The 17,960-nt window shown below is 62.0% G+C and carries 18 protein-coding genes and 2 tRNA genes; 10 read left to right on the forward strand and 10 right to left on the reverse strand.

Features of this window, described 5'->3' with window-relative positions; all coding sequences use genetic code 11:
• Positions 1 to 27: 27 nt before the first annotated feature.
• Positions 28 to 708 (reverse strand): leucyl/phenylalanyl-tRNA--protein transferase, encoded by a 681-nt coding sequence (gene aat / locus RYH74_RS07730; protein WP_075045644.1) that lies wholly within the window; start codon positions 706 to 708, stop codon positions 28 to 30.
• Positions 709 to 743: 35 nt separating this feature from the next.
• Between aat and RYH74_RS07735 the strand changes: the two genes are divergently transcribed.
• From RYH74_RS07735 to cysG, 7 genes are all read left to right on the forward strand, one after another.
• Positions 744 to 1,016, forward strand: a complete 273-nt coding sequence (locus RYH74_RS07735) for a hypothetical protein (RefSeq protein WP_128637283.1) — start codon at positions 744 to 746, stop codon at positions 1,014 to 1,016.
• Positions 1,017 to 1,094: 78 nt separating this feature from the next.
• Positions 1,095 to 3,644 (forward strand): DNA translocase FtsK, encoded by a 2,550-nt coding sequence (locus RYH74_RS07740; RefSeq protein WP_371257947.1) that lies wholly within the window; start codon positions 1,095 to 1,097, stop codon positions 3,642 to 3,644.
• 62 nt (positions 3,645 to 3,706) lie between these two features.
• A complete protein-coding gene (lolA, locus tag RYH74_RS07745) occupies positions 3,707 to 4,342 on the forward strand; it encodes an outer membrane lipoprotein chaperone LolA (protein ID WP_003258873.1) in 636 nt (211 codons plus the stop codon).
• A 12-nt stretch (positions 4,343 to 4,354) separates the two neighbouring features.
• Entirely contained in the window at positions 4,355 to 5,680 is a 1,326-nt protein-coding gene (locus RYH74_RS07750) for a replication-associated recombination protein A (protein ID WP_013973284.1), read from the forward strand.
• Positions 5,677 to 6,051 carry a fluoride efflux transporter CrcB gene (gene crcB / locus RYH74_RS07755; protein WP_075045642.1) on the forward strand — a complete coding sequence of 125 codons (375 nt, stop codon included), beginning with the start codon at positions 5,677 to 5,679 and terminating at the stop codon, positions 6,049 to 6,051. The genes RYH74_RS07750 and crcB overlap by 4 nt, the downstream gene beginning before the upstream one ends.
• 30 nt (positions 6,052 to 6,081) lie before the next feature.
• Positions 6,082 to 7,362 carry a serine--tRNA ligase gene (serS, locus tag RYH74_RS07760; protein WP_025339770.1) on the forward strand — a complete coding sequence of 427 codons (1,281 nt, stop codon included), beginning with the start codon at positions 6,082 to 6,084 and terminating at the stop codon, positions 7,360 to 7,362.
• Complete coding sequence (gene cysG, locus RYH74_RS07765; protein ID WP_025339769.1) at positions 7,363 to 8,754, forward strand: siroheme synthase CysG; 1,392 nt, start codon at positions 7,363 to 7,365, stop codon at positions 8,752 to 8,754.
• Between the two features lie 116 nt (positions 8,755 to 8,870).
• Here cysG and RYH74_RS07770 read toward each other — a convergent pair whose 3' ends face one another.
• The 8 genes from RYH74_RS07770 to RYH74_RS07805 form a co-directional block, all read right to left on the reverse strand.
• Positions 8,871 to 9,830 carry a glutathione S-transferase family protein gene (locus RYH74_RS07770; RefSeq protein WP_013973281.1) on the reverse strand — a complete coding sequence of 320 codons (960 nt, stop codon included), beginning with the start codon at positions 9,828 to 9,830 and terminating at the stop codon, positions 8,871 to 8,873.
• A gap of 92 nt (positions 9,831 to 9,922) precedes the next feature.
• Positions 9,923 to 10,927: a glycosyl transferase family protein gene (locus RYH74_RS07775; RefSeq protein WP_317409198.1), complete on the reverse strand. Its 1,005-nt coding sequence runs from the start codon at positions 10,925 to 10,927 to the stop codon at positions 9,923 to 9,925.
• Complete coding sequence (locus RYH74_RS07780; RefSeq protein WP_317409199.1) at positions 10,924 to 11,259, reverse strand: TusE/DsrC/DsvC family sulfur relay protein; 336 nt, start codon at positions 11,257 to 11,259, stop codon at positions 10,924 to 10,926. The genes RYH74_RS07775 and RYH74_RS07780 overlap by 4 nt, the downstream gene beginning before the upstream one ends.
• Positions 11,256 to 11,552, reverse strand: coding sequence for a sulfurtransferase complex subunit TusB (gene tusB, locus RYH74_RS07785; RefSeq protein ID WP_317409200.1), 297 nt, complete (start codon positions 11,550 to 11,552; stop codon positions 11,256 to 11,258). Before tusB ends, RYH74_RS07780 begins: the two co-directional genes overlap by 4 nt.
• A complete protein-coding gene (tusC, locus tag RYH74_RS07790; RefSeq protein WP_075045638.1) occupies positions 11,552 to 11,911 on the reverse strand; it encodes a sulfurtransferase complex subunit TusC in 360 nt (119 codons plus the stop codon). The genes tusB and tusC overlap by 1 nt, the downstream gene beginning before the upstream one ends.
• Position 11,912: 1 nt before the next feature.
• The gene (gene tusD, locus RYH74_RS07795; RefSeq protein ID WP_317409201.1) at positions 11,913 to 12,305 is read right to left on the reverse strand and encodes a sulfurtransferase complex subunit TusD; all 393 of its coding nucleotides are present in this window, start codon (positions 12,303 to 12,305) and stop codon (positions 11,913 to 11,915) included.
• A 271-nt stretch (positions 12,306 to 12,576) separates the two neighbouring features.
• On the reverse strand, positions 12,577 to 13,956 hold the full coding sequence (locus RYH74_RS07800; protein WP_013973275.1) for a nucleobase:cation symporter-2 family protein: 1,380 nt from the start codon (positions 13,954 to 13,956) through the stop codon (positions 12,577 to 12,579).
• A gap of 292 nt (positions 13,957 to 14,248) precedes the next feature.
• Complete coding sequence (locus tag RYH74_RS07805) at positions 14,249 to 14,920, reverse strand: Bax inhibitor-1/YccA family protein (protein ID WP_003251184.1); 672 nt, start codon at positions 14,918 to 14,920, stop codon at positions 14,249 to 14,251.
• Positions 14,921 to 15,055: 135 nt separating this feature from the next.
• Between RYH74_RS07805 and RYH74_RS07810 the strand changes: the two genes are divergently transcribed.
• The 3 genes from RYH74_RS07810 to RYH74_RS07820 all read left to right on the forward strand — a co-directional run bounded on the left by RYH74_RS07810 (position 15,056) and on the right by RYH74_RS07820 (position 16,684).
• Positions 15,056 to 15,154 (forward strand) — tRNA-Ser (locus RYH74_RS07810).
• A gap of 21 nt (positions 15,155 to 15,175) precedes the next feature.
• Positions 15,176 to 15,265 (forward strand) — tRNA-Ser (locus tag RYH74_RS07815).
• A 687-nt stretch (positions 15,266 to 15,952) separates the two neighbouring features.
• A complete protein-coding gene (locus tag RYH74_RS07820) occupies positions 15,953 to 16,684 on the forward strand; it encodes a hypothetical protein (protein WP_317409202.1) in 732 nt (243 codons plus the stop codon).
• Positions 16,685 to 17,255: 571 nt separating this feature from the next.
• Here RYH74_RS07820 and RYH74_RS07825 read toward each other — a convergent pair.
• Positions 17,256 to 17,957: a hypothetical protein gene (locus RYH74_RS07825; RefSeq protein ID WP_317409203.1), complete on the reverse strand. Its 702-nt coding sequence runs from the start codon at positions 17,955 to 17,957 to the stop codon at positions 17,256 to 17,258.
• Positions 17,958 to 17,960 lie beyond the last annotated feature (3 nt).

Consider the following 17,960-nt stretch of genomic DNA (forward strand, 5'->3'; position numbering starts at 1 on the left):
AAGTGTAAGCCAGCTATGAGAACTCGCCTAGGGAAGCCAGGTGGCGCTGTTGGGCTGGTCGAGGTGGCGTGCCAGGTAGCCGGCGAACTCGGCGCGGCTGATGGCGTGGGCGCCCAGGCTGTGCAGGTGGTTGGTCGGCATCTGGCAGTCGATGAGGACGAAGCCGGCCTGACGCAGGTGGTTGACCAGGGTCACGAAGCCGACCTTGGAGGCGTTGTCGGCGCGGCTGAACATCGATTCGCCGAAGAACAGCTGGCCCATGGCCAGGCCGTACAGGCCGCCGACCAGCTCGCCATCCTGGCGCACCTCCACCGAATGGGCGATGCCGCGCCGGTGCAGCTCGCAGTAGGCGGCGCGCATGGTGTCGGTGATCCAGGTACCGTCGGCGTAGTCGCGTGGCGCGGCGCAGGCGGCGATCACCGCCGGGAAGTCGGTGTCGAAGCTGACCTGGTAACGACCCTGGCGCATCAGCTTGGCCAGCGAGCGCGACACGTGCAGCTGGTCCGGGAGCAGCACCGTGCGCGGGTCGGGCGACCACCAGAGGATCGGCTGGCCGTCCTGGTACCACGGGAAGCAGCCATGGCGATAGGCCTGCACCAGGCGCTCGGGGCTCAGGTCGCCGCCGGCAGCGAGCAGGCCGTTGGGGTCGTGCAGGGCCTTTTCCAGGGGCGGGAAGGTCAGCGAGTCGCGGGTCAGCCAGGTGAGCATGGTCTATCGTGCGGTGGGGGAGGGGAGAGGGCAGCATGGCGCGGGTGAAAAGCAGGGTCAATCTCTTTGGCTTCTTCGCGGGCGCGCCCGCTCCCGCAGGCCATGTGCAGGCTCTGAAGCCTGCGGGGGTACCTGGGGGAGCGGGCAAGCCCGCGAAGAGGCCGGCACAGGCGATGAAAATAGGCAATTTCCTACACATTCATGAGACAGCAGGCACCATCCGCTACATTTGCTGTCACACCTGTGCAAAAACACAGCATAAGCCTTTGTCACAAAAGAAAATGCATGCTCAAATTGCAGCTATATGAAAGTCGCCCCCGGCCATACCCCCATCTGGCGTGCCGCCATGGCGGCTGGCGGGCAGTAATGTTAAAAGTAGTGGTTCATTGGCCGCACCGTCGGCTGATCACTATTGGACGCGCAGCACGCGCAGGAATAGACGCGTTTTGAAGAAATCCACCGCAACTCCAGCTCCCTTGCCCGTCCCCCTGTGGCGGCAGCAGCTGCATTATCGCCTCAAGGAAGGTGCGTTGATCGCTGTCGGCGCCCTGTGCCTGTACCTGTGGATGGCGCTGCTGACCTACGATACGTCGGACCCGGGCTTCAGCCACACCAGCAACGTCGACCAGGTGCAGAACGCCGCCGGGCGTGCCGGTGCCTACTTCGCCGACATCCTGTTCATGGTGCTGGGGTACTTCGCCTACATCTTCCCGCTGCTGCTGGCGATAAAGACCTGGCAGATCTTCCGCGAACGCCACCAGCCCTGGGACTGGAGCGGCTGGCTGTTCTCCTGGCGGCTGATCGGCCTGGTGTTCCTGGTGCTGTCTGGTGCGGCGCTGGCGCATATCCATTTTCACCCGCCTGCGAGCATGCCGTTCTCCGCCGGTGGTGCACTGGGCGAGAGCCTGGGCGACCTGGCGCGCAACCTGCTGAACGTGCAGGGCAGCACGCTGATGTTCATTGCCCTGTTCCTGTTCGGCCTGACCGTGTTCACCGACCTGTCGTGGTTCAAGGTGATGGACCTGACCGGCAAGATCACCCTCGACCTGTTCGAGCTGGTGCAGGGCGCCGCCAACCGTTGGTGGGAAGCACGCAACGAACGCAAGCGCCTGGAGGCGCAGCTGCGCGAGGATGAACCGGTGGTCAAGGCCGCGCCAATGGCCGCCGACAAGCGCGAACCGGCCAAGCCGGCGCTGCGCGAGCGCATTTTCAAGCGTGAAGAAGCACCTGCCCAGCCGGTCGAGCCACGTGAGCCAACCCTGTCGCGCGAGCCTGTGGTGCCACGCGAGTCGCCGGCACCACGTGAGCCGGTAATCTCCCGCGAACAACCTGCCGCGGCCCCTATGATCGTGCCGCCGACACCCGCCAGGGCGCCGGAGCCGAGCAAGCGGGTGATGAAGGAGAAGCAGGCGCCGCTGTTCGTCGACAGCGCGGTGGAAGGTACCTTGCCGTCGATCTCCATCCTCGACCCGGCCGAACAGAAGAAGATCGAGTACTCGCCGGAATCTCTGGCCGGTGTCGGCCAGTTGCTGGAAATCAAACTCAAGGAATTCGGCGTGGAAGTGGCGGTGGACTCGATCCACCCGGGCCCGGTGATTACCCGTTACGAAATCCAGCCGGCCGCCGGCGTGAAGGTCAGCCGTATCGCCAACCTGGCCAAGGACCTGGCGCGTTCGCTGGCAGTGACCAGTGTGCGTGTGGTCGAGGTCATCCCCGGCAAGACAACCGTGGGTATCGAGATCCCCAACGAGAACCGGCAGATGGTGCGTTTCTCCGAAGTGCTGGCTACGCCGCAGTACGACGAGCAGAAATCGCCGGTCACCCTGGCCCTGGGCCACGACATCGGCGGCAAGCCGGTAATCACCGACCTGGCCAAGATGCCGCACCTGCTGGTGGCCGGTACTACCGGTTCCGGTAAGTCGGTGGGTGTGAACGCGATGATCCTGTCGATCCTGTTCAAATCCAGCCCGGAAGACGCGCGGCTGATCATGATCGACCCGAAAATGCTCGAACTGTCGATCTACGAGGGCATCCCGCACCTGCTGTGCCCGGTGGTCACCGACATGAAGGACGCCGCCAACGCCCTGCGCTGGAGCGTGGCCGAGATGGAGCGGCGCTACAAGCTGATGGCGGCCATGGGCGTGCGTAACCTGGCCGGCTTCAACCGCAAGATCAAGGACGCCCAGGAAGCCGGCGAGATCATCCATGACCCGCTGTACCGCCGCGAGAGCATGGACGATGAGCCGCCTGCGCTGAAAACCCTGCCGACCATCGTGGTGGTGGTCGACGAATTCGCCGACATGATGATGATCGTCGGCAAGAAGGTCGAAGAGCTGATCGCCCGTATCGCCCAGAAGGCACGTGCGGCCGGTATCCACCTGATCCTCGCTACCCAGCGCCCGTCGGTGGACGTGATTACCGGCCTGATCAAGGCCAACATCCCGACCCGCATGGCGTTCCAGGTGTCGAGCAAGATCGACTCGCGGACCATCATCGACCAGGGTGGTGCCGAACAGCTGCTGGGCCACGGTGACATGCTGTACATGCCGCCGGGCACCAGCCTGCCGATTCGTGTGCACGGCGCGTTCGTCTCCGACGACGAGGTGCACCGCGTGGTGGAAGCGTGGAAGCTGCGCGGCGCCCCGGACTACAACGACGACATCCTCAACGGCGTCGAAGAGGCCGGCAGCGGCTTCGAAGGCGGCGGCGGTGGTGGCGATGGCGAAGATTCGGAAAGCGACGCCCTGTATGATGAGGCCGTGCAGTTCGTGCTGGAAAGCCGCCGCGCGTCCATCTCGGCCGTGCAGCGCAAACTGAAGATCGGCTACAACCGCGCTGCCCGCATGATCGAAGCCATGGAAATGGCCGGCGTGGTCACCCCCATGAACAGCAACGGCTCGCGGGAAGTGATAGCCCCGGGCGGCCCGCGCGACTGACGAACACCTTGCCGGGCGCCAACGGTGGCGCCCGGCCTTTTCAATGCTCGATGAGGACTCCCATGCGCGCGATTCGCATGCTGTTGGTTTCTGCCCTGGCCGCGGCTTCTGTGTCGGCCACCGTATCGGCTTTTGCCGGTGAGCAAGACGTACAACGCCTGACCCAATTGCTGGAAAAGTCGCAGACCATCGAGGCCAACTTTTCCCAGCTGACCCTGGACGCCGGCGGCACCAGCCTGCAGGAAACATCCGGCAAGATGACCGTCAAGCGCCCGGGCCTGTTCTACTGGCACACCGATGCGCCGCAGGAGCAGGTGGTGGTATCCGACGGCAAGAACGTCACCCTGTGGGACCCGGACCTGGAGCAGGCGACCATCAAGAAGCTTGACCAGCGCCTGAACCAGACCCCGGCGCTGCTGCTGTCCGGTGACGTGTCGAAGATCAGCCAGAGCTTCGACATCAGCTCCAAGGAGCAGGGCGAAGTGATGGACTTCACTCTCAAGCCGAAGACCAAGGACACCCTGTTCGACTCGCTGCGTGTGTCGTTCCGCAAGGGCCTGATCAACGACATGCAGCTGATCGACAGCGTCGGCCAGCGCACCAACATCCTGTTCAATGGCGTGAAAGCCAACCAGGCGGTGCCGGACAGCAAGTTCAAGTTCGACATCCCCAAAGGCGCGGACGTCATCAAGGAGTAACCAGAGCTCGCCATGGACCTGTTTCGAAGCGAACCCGTCGCCCAGCCCCTGGCCGCTCGCCTGCGCCCGTCCAACCTGGACGAGTACGTCGGCCAGGAGCACCTGCTGGCGCGCGGCAAACCGCTGCGCGAGGCGCTGGAGCAGGGTGCGCTGCACTCGATGATCTTCTGGGGGCCGCCAGGGGTGGGCAAGACCACCCTCGCGCGGCTGCTGGCGCAGTTCTGCGACGCGCACTTCGAAACGGTGTCGGCGGTACTGGCCGGGGTGAAGGAGATTCGCCAGGCAGTCGAAGTGGCCAAGCAGCAGGCTGGCCAGTACGGCCGCCGTACCATCCTGTTCGTCGACGAAGTGCACCGCTTCAACAAGTCGCAGCAGGATGCCTTCCTGCCCTATGTGGAAGACGGCACCCTGCTGTTCATTGGCGCCACCACCGAAAACCCGTCGTTCGAGCTGAACAACGCATTGCTGTCGCGGGCGCGGGTGTATGTGCTCAAGAGCCTGGACGAGGCGGCGCTGCGCAAGCTGGTCAACCGCGCGCTGACTGAAGAGCGCGGCCTGGGCAAGCGCAACCTGCGGGTTGGTGACGACGCCTTCAAGATGCTGATGGCCGCCGCCGACGGCGATGGCCGGCGCATGCTCAACTTCCTGGAAAACGCCTCGGACCTGGCTGAAGACGGCAGCGAGATCGACGTCGAGATGCTGCAGAGCCTGCTCGGCGACAGCCGCCGCCGCTTCGACAAGGGTGGCGAGGCGTTCTACGACCAGATTTCCGCGCTGCACAAGTCGGTGCGCGGCTCCAACCCCGATGGCGCCCTGTACTGGTTCGCGCGCATGCTCGACGGCGGCTGCGACCCGCTGTACATCGCCCGCCGCGTGGTGCGCATGGCCAGCGAGGACATCGGCAACGCCGACCCGCGCGCGCTCAGCCTGTGCCTGGCGGCCTGGGATGTGCAAGAGCGCCTGGGCAGCCCCGAGGGCGAACTGGCAGTGGCCCAGGCCATCACCTACCTCGCCTGCGCACCGAAGAGCAACGCGGTGTACATGGGCTTCAAGACCGCCCTGCGCGAGGCCGCCGAGCACGGTTCGCTGGAAGTGCCGCTGCACCTGCGCAACGCCCCGACCAAGCTGATGAAGCAACTGGGCTATGGCGACGAGTACCGCTATGCCCACGATGAACCCGACGCCTATGCCGCCGGCGAAGACTACTTCCCCGAGGAGCTCGAGCCGCGCCAGTACTACCAGCCGGTGCCTCGTGGCCTGGAACTGAAGATTGGCGAGAAGCTGCGCCACCTGGCCGACCTTGACCGCAACAGCCCCCGCCAGCGGAGAAAACCGTGATTGCACTGATTGCCGCCGTCAGCGCTGGCGGTATTGCCGGTACCTTGTTGCGCTTTGCTACCACCAACTGGGTGGCTGCCCACTGGCCACGGCACTTCTATCTCGGTACGCTGGCGGTCAACCTGATTGGCTGCCTGCTGATCGGCCTGCTCTATGGCCTGTTCCTGCACAAGCCGATCGTGCCGGTCGAGCTGCGCGCCGGGCTGATCGTCGGCTTCCTCGGTGGCCTGACGACTTTTTCCTCCTTTTCGCTGGATACCGTACGCCTGCTGGAAAGCGGGCAAGTGCCGCTGGCTCTGGGCTATACCGGTATCAGCGTGGTGGGCGGGCTGCTCGCGACCTGGGCCGGCCTGTCCCTGACCCGATTCTGAACCAACACCTACACATAACGAGAGAACGATATGCTCGATTCCAAACTGTTACGCGGCCAACTTCAGGAAGTGGCGGATCGCCTGGCCTCCCGTGGCTTCAGCCTGGATGTCGCGCGCATCGAATCACTGGAAGAGCGCCGCAAGGCTGTGCAGACCCGCACCGAGCAGCTGCAGGCCGAGCGTAACGCCCGTTCCAAGTCCATCGGCCAGGCCAAGGCCAAGGGCGAAGACATTGCGCCGCTGATGGCCGACGTCGAGCGCATGGCCAACGAACTGGCTGCCGGCAAGACCGAGCTGGACGGCATCCAGGCTGAACTGGATGGCATCCTGCTGACCATCCCCAACCTGCCGGACGCCAGCGTACCGGTCGGTGCCAGCGAAGACGACAACGTCGAAGTGCGCCGTTGGGGCACGCCGAAGGCTTTCGACTTCGAAATCAAGGACCACGTCGCCCTTGGCGAAGTCAGCGGTGGCCTGGACTTCGAAGCCGCCGCCAAGCTGTCTGGCGCACGTTTTGCCGTGCTGCGCGGCCCGATCGCCCGCCTGCACCGCGCCCTGGCGCAGTTCATGATCAACCTGCACACCGGCGAGCACGGCTACGAGGAGCACTACACCCCGTACCTGGTCCAGGCCCCGGCCCTGCAGGGCACCGGTCAGCTGCCGAAGTTCGAGGAAGACCTGTTCAAGATCAGCCGCGAAGGCGAGGCCGACTTCTACCTGATCCCGACCGCCGAAGTGTCGCTGACCAACCTGGTGGCCGGTGAAATCCTCGACGCCAAGCAGCTGCCACTGAAACTGGTTGCCCACACCCCGTGCTTCCGCAGCGAAGCCGGTGCTTCCGGCCGTGACACCCGCGGCATGATCCGCCAGCACCAGTTCGACAAGGTCGAGATGGTGCAGGTGGTCGAGCCGTCCAAGTCGATGGAAGCCCTGGAAGGCCTGACTGCCAACGCCGAGCGCGTGCTGCAGCTGCTGGAGCTGCCGTACCGCGTGCTGGCCCTGTGCACCGGCGACATGGGCTTTGGTGCGGTGAAGACCTACGACCTGGAAGTGTGGGTACCAAGCCAGGACAAGTACCGCGAAATCAGCTCGTGCTCCAACTGCGGTGACTTCCAGGCGCGCCGTATGCAGGCCCGCTGGCGCAACCCGGAAACCGGCAAGCCAGAGCTGGTGCACACCCTCAACGGTTCCGGCCTGGCCGTAGGCCGTACCCTGGTTGCCGTGCTGGAAAACTACCAGCAGGCCGACGGTTCGATCCGTGTGCCGGAAGTGCTGAAGCCATACATGGGCGGCGTCGAGGTTATCCGCTAAATGGATTACCTGCCGCTGTTCCACAAGCTGCAGGGCGGCCGCGTGCTGGTCGTTGGCGGCGGTGAGATCGCCTTGCGCAAGGCGCGCCTGCTGGCCGATGCCGGCGCCGCGCTGCGCGTGGTGGCACCGGATGTCGACGGCCAGCTGGCCGCGCTGGCCCGGGAAGGTGGCGGCGAGGTGCTGGTGCGCGGCTATCAGGCAGCCGACCTGGTCGGCTGCCGGCTGGTGATCGCGGCCACCGACGACCCCGGGCTCAATGCCCAGGTGTCGGCGGATGCGCAGGCCCTCAGCCTGCCGGTCAACGTGGTGGATGCGCCGGCCCTGTGCACGGTGATTTTCCCGGCGATCGTCGACCGTTCGCCGTTGGTGGTCGCGGTGTCCAGTGGCGGTGATGCTCCGGTGCTGGCGCGTTTGATTCGCGCCAAGCTGGAGGCCTGGATCCCGTCCGCCTATGGCGAGCTGGCCGGCTTGGCCGCGCGCTTCCGCGACAAGGTCAAGGCCTTGTACCCGGACGTCAACCAGCGCCGTGGCTTCTGGGAAACCGTGTTTCAGGGGCAGATTGCCGAGCGCCAGCTGGCCGGGCAGGGCGCCGAGGCCGAGCGCCTGTTGCAGGCGATGGTCGACGGTGCACCGGTGCAGCAGGGCGGTGAGGTGTACCTGGTGGGGGCGGGCCCGGGCGATCCGGACTTGTTGACCTTCCGTGCCTTGCGCCTGATGCAGCAGGCCGACGTGGTGCTGTACGACCGCCTGGTGGCACCGGCGATCATCGAGATGTGCCGCCGCGATGCCGAGCGTATCTACGTGGGCAAGCGTCGCGCCGACCATGCCGTGCCTCAGGACCAGATCAACCGCCTGCTGGTCGACCTGGCCCGGCAGGGCAAGCGTGTGCTGCGCCTGAAGGGCGGCGACCCGTTCATCTTCGGCCGGGGCGGCGAAGAGATCGAAGAACTGGCCGAGCATGGCATCCCGTTCCAGGTGGTGCCGGGCATTACCGCGGCCAGTGGGTGTTCCGCCTATGGTGGGATTCCGCTGACTCACCGCGACTATGCCCAGTCAGTACGTTTCGTGACCGGGCACCTGAAGGATGGCACCAGCAACCTGCCTTGGCATGACCTGGTGGCGCCGGCACAGACTCTGGTGTTCTACATGGGCTTGGTGGGCTTGCCGACCATCTGCGCCGAGCTGATTCGCCATGGCCGCGCGGCCAGTACCCCGGCGGCGCTGGTGCAGCAGGGGACTACGCGTAATCAGCGGGTGTTCACCGGCACCTTGGCGGACTTGCCGGACCTGGTGGCCCAGCATGAAGTGCATGCGCCAACCCTGGTGATTGTCGGGGAAGTGGTGCAGTTGCGTGACAAGCTGGCCTGGTTCGAAGGTTCGCAGAACAGCTGAAATCGTTGGGGCCGCTTTGCGGCCCATCGCGACACAAGGCCGCTCCTACAGGAGATAGCGATCCCTTGTAGGAGCGGCCTTGTGTCGCGATGGGCTGCAGAGCAGCCCCTGCAATCTCAAGCCTGCCAAATCCCCTTGCCTGCCAACCGCTCCCGGTCATGTGGCAGGTTGAAGTCTTGCAGCGGCCCCTTGGGCACGATCCCGTTCGGGTTGATGGTCTTGTGGCTCATGTAGTAGTGCTTCTGGATATGCTCCATGTCCACTGTGCCCGCCACCCCCGGCCACTGGTACAGCTCACGCAGCCAGTTCGACAGGTTGTGATAATCGCTCAGGCGGCGCAGGTTGCACTTGAAATGCCCGTGGTACACCGCATCGAAGCGCACAAGGGTGGTGAACAGGCGCACATCGGCCTCGGTCAGGTATTCCCCGGCCAGGTAGCGGTTGCGGCTCAGCAAGTCTTCCAGGTAGTCCAGTTCGTTGAACACTTCGTCAAACGCAGCCTCGTAGGCTTCCTGCGTAGTGGCAAAGCCTGCGCGATACACGCCGTTGTTCACCGCCGGGTAGATGCGCTCGTTCAGCGCCTCGATGGTCGGGCGCAGCGGCTCTGGGTACAGGTCCAGCGTATTGCCGGTGAGTTCGTTGAACGCGCTGTTGAAGATGCGGATGATCTCCGACGACTCGTTGTTGACGATGCGTTTCTCTTTCTTGTCCCACAGCACCGGTACAGTCACGCGGCCAGTGTAGTGCGGGTCATCCTGGGTGTAGCGCTGGTGCAGATACTGCAGCGCGTCGAGGTGGTCACCGCTGGAGCCTTGCTGCTGGTCGAAAGTCCAGCCATGGTCCTGCATCAGCCAGCTGACCACCGACACGTCGATCAGTGGCTCCAGGCCCTTGAGGGCACGGAAGATCAGGGTGCGGTGCGCCCATGGGCAGGCCAGCGAGACGTACAGGTGGTAGCGGCCAGCTTCGGGAGCGGGCAGCTGATTGCGGCGTTGGGCGTTTTCGCGTTTGAACGTCCCGTCCTTGCCGTTTTCATACCACTGGTCATGCCAGCGGCCGTCGATCAAAAGGCCCATGGTGAGCTCCTCGGAACAAAGTTGTTTGTCGTTGGAGCCCAGTCTAGGGGAAAACGTTCGAATAACTAGCGCAAAGACTGCACTCTTACTATCTAGTTATTCGATTGGTTGCGTGCGCCCCAGTAACCGCGTGCCGTGGCGAAAGCCTGCTCACGGTCCTGGCCCAGGCCGCGCAGGGCCAGGGCGATGGTCGCGACCACGGCCATTTCACCGTAGCTGTCCTCGGCCTCGCCACGCCAGACCGCCAGCAATTGCTCGGGTTGCAGGCTTGGCGGCTTCACGTGGCGGCGTTCGCTCAGCGCTGGCCATTCCTCGTCCCAGGCCTCGCCGGCGGTGGTGCCGTACAGATGGCTGATGACATCGGGGTTGACCTCGATCTCGCCGCCATCACCCTTGATTACCACGGCATGGACGCCCAGCAGGCGGCTGGCCTCGCGGTGCACCGCCTGGTAACCGGGGTGGAAGATGCTCTGCAGGCCACAACGCGCAGCCAGCGGGTTGAGCACCCGGGCCAGCGAGTGGATGGGCGAACGCAGGCCCAGGGTGTTGCGCAGGTCGATCATGCGCTGCAACTGCGGGGCCCAGTCCTGCAGCGGGAAGAAGGCCAGGCGCTGCTGGTCCAGGGCCCGGCTGACCGCAGCCCAGTCACGGCACAGTGGAATTTCCAGCAGGGACAGCAGTTGCTCGGTGTACATGCGCCCGGCGGTATGCGCACCGCCACCGTGCATCAGGATGCGCACACCATTGTTGGCCAGGCATTTGGCAGCCAGCAGGTACCAGGGCAGGTGGCGCTTCTTGCCGGCGTAGGTGGGCCAGTCAAGGTCAACGGCGATGCGCGGCGCCTGCAGGTGGGCGCGCAGGGCCTCGGTGAAGCCGGCCAGTTCTTCGGCGCTTTCTTCCTTGTGCCGCAGCAGCATGAGAAAGGCACCGAGCTGGGCATCTTCGACCTTGCCTTCCAGCAGCAGGGTCATGGCCGTGCGGGCCTCTTCACGGGTCAGGCCACGCGCGCCGCGCTTGCCTTTGCCAAGAATGCGCACGAACTCGGCGAACGGGTGTTCGGCAGGGGTTTCCAGGGTAAGCGGGCGAGGTTCTGTCATATGCAGTTGGTCGGCTTGGGCAGGCCCGCCAGCTTGGCGGCCAGTTTGGCGGGAGTGCCGTTGAACAGGCGGTTGAGGTGCGGGCTGTTGCCCTTGTCCGGGCCCAGTTTGAGGGCCGTGTACTTGATCAGCGGGCGCGTGGCCGGGGACAGTTGGTATTCCTGATAGAACTGGCGCAGCAGTTCGAGGATTTCCCAGTGGTCCGCCGTCAACGGGATGCCCTCGCGCGCGGCCAAAGCCTCGGCGGCGGCATGCGACCAGTCTTGCAGGTCGACCAGGAAGCCGTCCTTGTCCAGGGCGATCGCCTGATCGCCAACGTTGAGGATATTCATAGCCAGCTGTTGACCTTGTCGTAATGCAGCGACAGTTCGACGAACCCAGCGTAGTCCACGGCCTTGGCCAGCTTGTTGCCGACCGCGCGGGCCTGCACGTCTTCTTCCAGGGCGAACAGGCGCTGGGCCAGGCCGGCGGCTTGCAGCTGTTGGTGCGGTTCGCTGCCGCTGCGCAGGGCATATACAGCATCGCCGCACAGCAGCAGGGCGTCGTCGGTGCCGAGCAGGCGCAGGCAGCTGGCCAGGCGCTCGTCGCCAAACGGGGAGTGGGCAATTACATGCAGGGTCGTCATCAGAGCGTTACCACCTGGTCGAAACGGGCGATCAGCGCGGTCAGGGCCGCGTCGTCCAGCACTTGCACCGGCAGCGTCAGAGTGTCGGCTGCCAGGCCGCGGCGAGTGAGGCTGTGGCCGCAGGCGAACAGTTCCTCGACGCCGAACATTGGCAGCGCCTGCAAGTTGGCGGCCAGATTCTTCTGTTGCACAGCGGTGGGCTGCTGGTCCGCAGTGAGCTGGAACACGCCGTCATCGAGGAACAGCATGCCCAGCGGCAGATCGAACGCGCCGCCAGCCAGGGCGATGTCCAGTGCTTCACGGGCCGATGGACCGTTCCACGGCGCCTGGCGGCTGATGATCAACAAGGATTTGGCCATTTCAGTCGCCTCCGAAGCATACAAGGCGGTCGGCAACTTGCGCCGCCTCATGCAGCTGGCCAAGCCCCGACAGCTCCCAAGGCTTGGGCAGGTTCACGGCCGGGCGCTGGTAGCGGTTGGCCTCGGCCTCGTCGAGCACGCCACGGCGCAGGGCGGCGGCGATGCACACCACTGCGTCCAGCTGGTTGGCTGCAATAAAGGCGCGCCATTGGCCGGCAACATCCAGCTCGTCCTGGGGGGCGACCACGTTGGCCGAGGCACTGTGGACCCCGTCCTGGTAGAAGAACAGCCGGGCAATCTCATGCCCGCCGGCCAGCACCGCCTCGGCGTAGCGCAGGGCGCGCCGCGAGGAGGGCACATGGGCCGGGGAGAACACCGCGATAGCGAATTTCATGGATAACTCATGCAAAAGGAATGGTGCCATGATAAAGCAAAAAAGCCCGCGCCCGCTTGTGCATGGCGGGGCGGGCTTTCTGTCTTGCACCAGGCCGGCGCTATCCATGTAGGGGCAACTGCCTTGTGTTGTCTGTACTGGCCTCATCGCTGGCAAGCCAGGCTCCTACAGGGACTGCGCATGGCTTCAGATCAATGCGGTCGAGGTGGGGCTGGCTTGCCTGCGATGGGCTGCGCAGCAGCCCCATGGCCCTGACAGTCGGACACCAGGCTCAAGCCTGTTCCTTGCTCTCCGGCAAGAACCAGTTCAACACCAGGGCACAGATACCCCCGGTAGCCACGCCCGACTCCAGCACATTGCGAATCGCCGCCGGCATGTGCGCCAGGAACTCCGGCACCTGCGCCACACCCAGGCCCAGGGCCAGGGATACAGCGATGATCAGCAGGGCGCGACGGTCCAGGCGAGTGCTGGCCAGGATATTGATCCCGGAAGCCGCAACCGCCCCGAACATGACCATGGCCGCACCACCCAGCACCGGCTCCGGCACCGCCTGGATCACCCCGGCAACGCTCGGGAACAGCCCCAGCAGCACCAGCATCACGGCGATCCACATACCGATATGGCGGCTGGCGATCCCTGTCAGCTGAATCACGCCATTGTTCTGGGCAAAGATCGAGCTCGGGAAGGTGTTGAACAAACCGGCCAGCAGCGAGTTGGCCCCGTTCACCAGCACACCGCCCTTGATCCGCTGCATCCACACCGGCCCTTCGACCGGCTGGCGCGACACCTTGCTGGTGGCGGTGACGTCACCGATGGCTTCCAGCGAAGTTACCAGGTAGATCACCAGCATCGGGATGAACAGTGCCCAGGAGAAGCCCAGGCCGAAGTGCAGCGGCGTCGGCACTTGGAACAGCGCGGCTTCGTGCATGCCGGTGAAATCCAGGCGGCCCAGGTAACCGGCCAGCGCATAGCCGACCGCCAGGGCGATAACGATGGCGCAGCTGCGCATCCACACCACCGGGATGCGGTTGAGGATGACGATGATCGCCAGCACCACGCCCGACAGCAGCAGGTTCTCGCCATTGGCGAAGGTGCCATTGGCCATGGCGCCGAAGCCACCACCCATGCTGATCAGGCCGACCTTGATCAGGGTCAGGCCGATCATCAGCACCACGATGCCGGTTACCAGCGGGGTAATCAGGCGTTTGACGAAGGGCAGGATGCGCGACACGCCCATCTCGACGAACGAGCCGGCGATTACCACACCAAAGATGGCCGCCATCACGCCTTCTACCGGCGTACCTTGCTTGACCATCAGCGCCCCGCCGGCAATCAGCGGGCCGACGAAGTTGAAGCTGGTGCCCTGGACGATCAGCAGCCCGGCACCGAACGGCCCGAAGCGCTTGCACTGGACGAAGGTGGCGATACCCGAGATGACCAGCGACATGGAGACGATCAGGTTGGTATCACGTGCGGAAACCCCCAGCGCCTGGCAAATCAGCAGGCCAGGGGTGACGATCGGCACGATGATCGCCAGCAGGTGCTGCAGTGCTGCCAGCAGGCCGATCAACAGCCGTGGCTTGTCCTCAAGACCAAGCACCAGTTCATTGGCAGGCGCCGCCGCGCCTGGGCTGTGTTCGTGTGAGCTCATTGCGAAAAGCTGCCCCGGAAGAAAAAAGGAGCGCATTCTACGGGGTGATGGCGAATTGGGGTAGAGAAAAGCACGATGGCGGCATGATCGACGACCATTTGCCTGGTTATCTGACTTTATGGTCAATTATTGGTGCTGTTTGTTCAAGCCTGAAACCTGCGCGGACCCTGTGGGAGCGGGTTCACCCGCGAAGAAACCAACGCGGTGCCTGGCACCGGCTGCGCCGGTTTCGCGGGTGAACCCGCTCCCACAAAAAAGCCCGCCGAAGCGGGCTTTCTCTTGCAGCAAACAATCAGTCATCACGACCCATGATGCCAAACAGCTGCAGCAGGCTGACAAACAGGTTGTAGATCGACACATACAGGCTGATGGTCGCCATGATGTAGTTACGCTCGCCACCGTGAATGATCGCGCTGGTCTGGAACAGGATGCAGACCGACGAGAACAGCACGAAGCCAGCGCTGATCGCCAGTTGCAGGCCGCTGATCTGGAAGAAGAAACTGGCCACTACAGCACCCAGCAGGACAAAGAAGCCTGCAGTGATGAAGCCGCTGAGGAAGCTCATGTCCTTGCGGGTAATCAGCACATAAGCCGACAGACCACCGAACACCAAGGCAGTCATGGCAAATGCCGAGCTGACCACCTCGGCGCCACCGGCCATGCCCAGGTAGCGGTTGAGGATAGGGCCCAGTATAAAGCCCATGAAGCCGGTGAGGGCGAAGGTGGACACCAGGCCCCAGGCCGAATCACGCAGTTTGTTGGTAAGGAAGAACAGCCCGTAGAAGCCGATCAGCACCACGAACACGTTCGGGTAGCCGACGCGCATCTGCTGGGCCACGAAGGCCATGACACCGCTGAAGGCGAGGGTGAGCGCCAGCAGGCTGTACGTGTTGCGCAGGACCTTGCTGATCTCCTGCTGCTCGACCTGCTGGCCGTGGTGTACGGCGTAATCCTGTTCGCGCATGGCGACACTCCTTGGTAAACCTGTGGTTTTCAGACGTTCAGATGCTAGGAGTCTATCAGAGCTCCCGCAACCCGCGACACAGAGAGTTTGACAGCTTGTTTCATTACGGTATTATGGCGGCCGCAAAACGAGCTGGAAGCGTGGCCGAGTGGTTTAAGGCAACGGTCTTGAAAACCGTCGATGGGCAACTATCCTAGAGTTCTTATCTAAGGCCAATCCTAGCTGCATGCTTCAGTCAGTATTCCAGATGCATCCGGGGAATTGGCAGAGTGGTTGAATGCACCGGTCTTGAAAACCGGCGAACGTGAGAGCGTTCCCAGGGTTCGAATCCCTGGTTCCCCGCCAAATCGCAGTAAATAAAGGGCTTAGAGAAATCAGAGCCCTTTTTTTGTGCCCGAGATTCCACCTTTGGTAGGTGCGGTTACGATAGGGCTAGGTAGTGTGCAGTTGAACAGCTGCCTGCTACTGCGTGTTGCTGCATGCTGTGAGCTCCATGATCACCAACTGCATGCTTCAGGAGCGACTTTCTGCCGGTGAATGGCCATCCTGATCTCAGAGTTGTCTATGCAATCTCACATAGCAGAGCGAACTCGCGCCTACTCAGGCGTAGCCAATGACGAAGAGTGAAGGGGAGTGGAGAGTGCTTGGCGCTGGCGATGCGAGCCCCCCTCGACTAGGTCGAAGATCAAGATCGGCATGTCGGGGCACTATCGTGGCAATCTGGGGTTTACGGCGTAGCAATCATGCAGGTGGCGGCACGGATCGTAGCCTCATTTTCCCAATTCCACCTCAAGCCCCGGTGAACACGACCTCCCAACTCTGGTGAGACTGCGGAGCTACTGCCGCATGGGTAGCGCCCGGTCAGGTCGCTCATGACGGTATGCCCATGCGCTTACATGATGCACTCATAGCACCCCATCCCCCCTGGCTGTGTGATGCCTTGGCGTTCGAGTATGCTTGTGCTCGACCCAGGAAGCCTCGGCACATGTCACAACATTCAGAGCCAACGTGCCACCGATCAGGACGCCCAAGATGGACAATGTAGACCTTATGAGCCCGATCACCTACGATGACAGGCTCGTCATTTTCTTTGATGTCATGGGCTGGAAATCGCACATTGCGTGGGCCGGTGATGACCCATTCAAAGTCGGGATGTTGTCCTTGATGCCCAAGCTGCTCAAGCGGTCAAGTGTTTTGCAGGGTGCAGGATCGAGCGATGCGCGTATTACCGCGTTTTCCGACTGCTGCGTAGTCAGTATCCCGTTTTCTGAAGAGTCGCTTCCTCAAGTGCTTTATGGTCTTAGCAACGTGTTTGTAGGGGCAGCCATGGCTGGCTTTCTGCTGAGAGCAGGGGCCACGATAGGAAAGCTTCATCATGAAAATGATATTGTTTTTGGCCCTGGTCTCAATGTCGCTCACGGCCTCGAATCGAACGGTTTTTACCCACGCATAATCCTCGATAAGGACGTCCCAAGTCTAAAAGCTCTTCAATTGCTAGAGGGCATGAAGGGCGAAGACGAGTATGGTCTCTTCGTTGACCCCTTCACGCTACCGTTCGTTAAGTCAGGATATCTAGCGAAGGATTCGTACCCAGACGGTACGTTCATGGGGATACCTGCGAACAAGGCGACAGAGATTTATACAGTTTTGTTAATGCGACTTGAAGAAATGCTGGGAAAGGCAGGAACTGATAAGTCTAAGAAACAAGTGAACTGGCTGTACGCTCGTGTAAGGCAGCAACATAAGCAAATTCTGGGCGGCTAATTGCCTGTCTGTCCCACTGGTAGACTAAGCGCTCTGGCTAGGCCCAATTACAGCACTATGGGCGCCGATTGCCGCCCCAGACCATGTACTCCCGCGAACGAGCAAAACAGGTTCGAGCGCCAGGGCCATTCCCGTAACTGGTTTTTGATGTGGTTTGCTGTTCTAAAGCCCCATCATCCAGGTGGAGAGTTTACGCTTGCTGAGCATTTAAAGAGGGAATACGGTACTTTGGTCGTGTCTAAACCGCTGGGTCAAATCTCGTACCGGGTTGGCGTTACAGCCATTTCTTGGCCCCTGCGTATGCAGTCTTAATCGATTATGTCTCGCATTGGTGCAAGCCAACTCCCGTTTTGGAGAGCGGATGCTAAGCCTCAAAGGCTATAGAGCCAATTCGTCATTTTCTAATCGCAGGTGCTAAAGGCAGTGTTCCTATATCTTACGTGAGGAGTAGGGAAGTAAAGCGACGCACGATTATAGCCCACTGCATGTTCTGAAAGACCTTAATGCTAGGCCGTTTGTGAAGGCAGCGCTTGACCGCACAGCCTCCCTCCAACGAATTGCTATGTATTTTTTACGTCTTTCCCTCTTCATGCATGGCGAGGGTGCGTGAACGCTTAGCCACAAATTTCCGTCCTTCTTCAATCAACTGTAAGGTTTCCGTATCAGCAATAAGGCCATAAGAACTATAGAGTCCGCCAATTGGGTGCTGTGGGGTTGGTTCTTCATGGACTTTTAGAAGTTTCGAGAAAACACTGCGCATCTCTGTGTAGACTTTCAGTGTCTCAATTAGATATTCTGTCAGTTTCACGATGTTTGCATGAGCTTCAGCATCTGCAAGAGCGTTAGAGCCACCATCGGTCTTTGTTCCACTTAACCTGTCTTTCAGCAAGTTAATTTGGCCTTGAAGGCTAGCGATCTTAATCGAAGCATCCTCGGAGATCGTCTGAGGCTGCTCCAGAACTTGCCTGCTGTGATCGTACATTCCCTGTACGATTTGACGGTACTTTTTATTGCGCAGCAATGTCACATAGCTAAACGGCTTTACTGTCTTGTTGAAAAACGGGGTCGTCGGATCACCCGCTTTTGCCGCGCGAATTTCAGAGACTACTGCTGCCAATGACTTGCAGTAGTCCGTGAGGTTGCTAAAGCTTTTTGCGCTCACAAGGCGTAACGATTGTTCGATGATCAATTCGATATGGGCGGATCTCTCCGCCACATATTTATCAAACGTAGACCGTTTCGCTGAGGAAATTTTTTTTGTTTCGCTTTTCATTAA

This window comes from Pseudomonas sp. LSJ-87 (genome assembly GCF_032971465.1).
Classification (GTDB): Bacteria; Pseudomonadota; Gammaproteobacteria; order Pseudomonadales; family Pseudomonadaceae; genus Aquipseudomonas; species Aquipseudomonas putida_Z.

What these genes read in the sequence shown, in the direction of transcription:
- aat (WP_075045644.1), bottom strand. Translation starts at nt 708, where the DNA reads ATGCTCACCTGGCTGACCCGCGACTCGCTGACCTTCCCGCCCCTGGAA.
- RYH74_RS07735 (WP_128637283.1), top strand. Translation starts at nt 744, where the DNA reads ATGGCGCGGGTGAAAAGCAGGGTCAATCTCTTTGGCTTCTTCGCGGGC.
- lolA (WP_003258873.1), top strand. Translation starts at nt 3,707, where the DNA reads ATGCGCGCGATTCGCATGCTGTTGGTTTCTGCCCTGGCCGCGGCTTCT.
- RYH74_RS07750 (WP_013973284.1), top strand. Translation starts at nt 4,355, where the DNA reads ATGGACCTGTTTCGAAGCGAACCCGTCGCCCAGCCCCTGGCCGCTCGC.
- serS (WP_025339770.1), top strand. Translation starts at nt 6,082, where the DNA reads ATGCTCGATTCCAAACTGTTACGCGGCCAACTTCAGGAAGTGGCGGAT.
- cysG (WP_025339769.1), top strand. Translation starts at nt 7,363, where the DNA reads ATGGATTACCTGCCGCTGTTCCACAAGCTGCAGGGCGGCCGCGTGCTG.
- RYH74_RS07770 (WP_013973281.1), bottom strand. Translation starts at nt 9,830, where the DNA reads ATGGGCCTTTTGATCGACGGCCGCTGGCATGACCAGTGGTATGAAAAC.
- RYH74_RS07775 (WP_317409198.1), bottom strand. Translation starts at nt 10,927, where the DNA reads ATGACAGAACCTCGCCCGCTTACCCTGGAAACCCCTGCCGAACACCCG.
- RYH74_RS07780 (WP_317409199.1), bottom strand. Translation starts at nt 11,259, where the DNA reads ATGAATATCCTCAACGTTGGCGATCAGGCGATCGCCCTGGACAAGGAC.
- tusB (WP_317409200.1), bottom strand. Translation starts at nt 11,552, where the DNA reads ATGACGACCCTGCATGTAATTGCCCACTCCCCGTTTGGCGACGAGCGC.
- tusC (WP_075045638.1), bottom strand. Translation starts at nt 11,911, where the DNA reads ATGGCCAAATCCTTGTTGATCATCAGCCGCCAGGCGCCGTGGAACGGT.
- tusD (WP_317409201.1), bottom strand. Translation starts at nt 12,305, where the DNA reads ATGAAATTCGCTATCGCGGTGTTCTCCCCGGCCCATGTGCCCTCCTCG.
- RYH74_RS07800 (WP_013973275.1), bottom strand. Translation starts at nt 13,956, where the DNA reads ATGAGCTCACACGAACACAGCCCAGGCGCGGCGGCGCCTGCCAATGAA.
- RYH74_RS07805 (WP_003251184.1), bottom strand. Translation starts at nt 14,920, where the DNA reads ATGCGCGAACAGGATTACGCCGTACACCACGGCCAGCAGGTCGAGCAG.
- RYH74_RS07820 (WP_317409202.1), top strand. Translation starts at nt 15,953, where the DNA reads ATGGACAATGTAGACCTTATGAGCCCGATCACCTACGATGACAGGCTC.
- RYH74_RS07825 (WP_317409203.1), bottom strand. Translation starts at nt 17,957, where the DNA reads ATGAAAAGCGAAACAAAAAAAATTTCCTCAGCGAAACGGTCTACGTTT.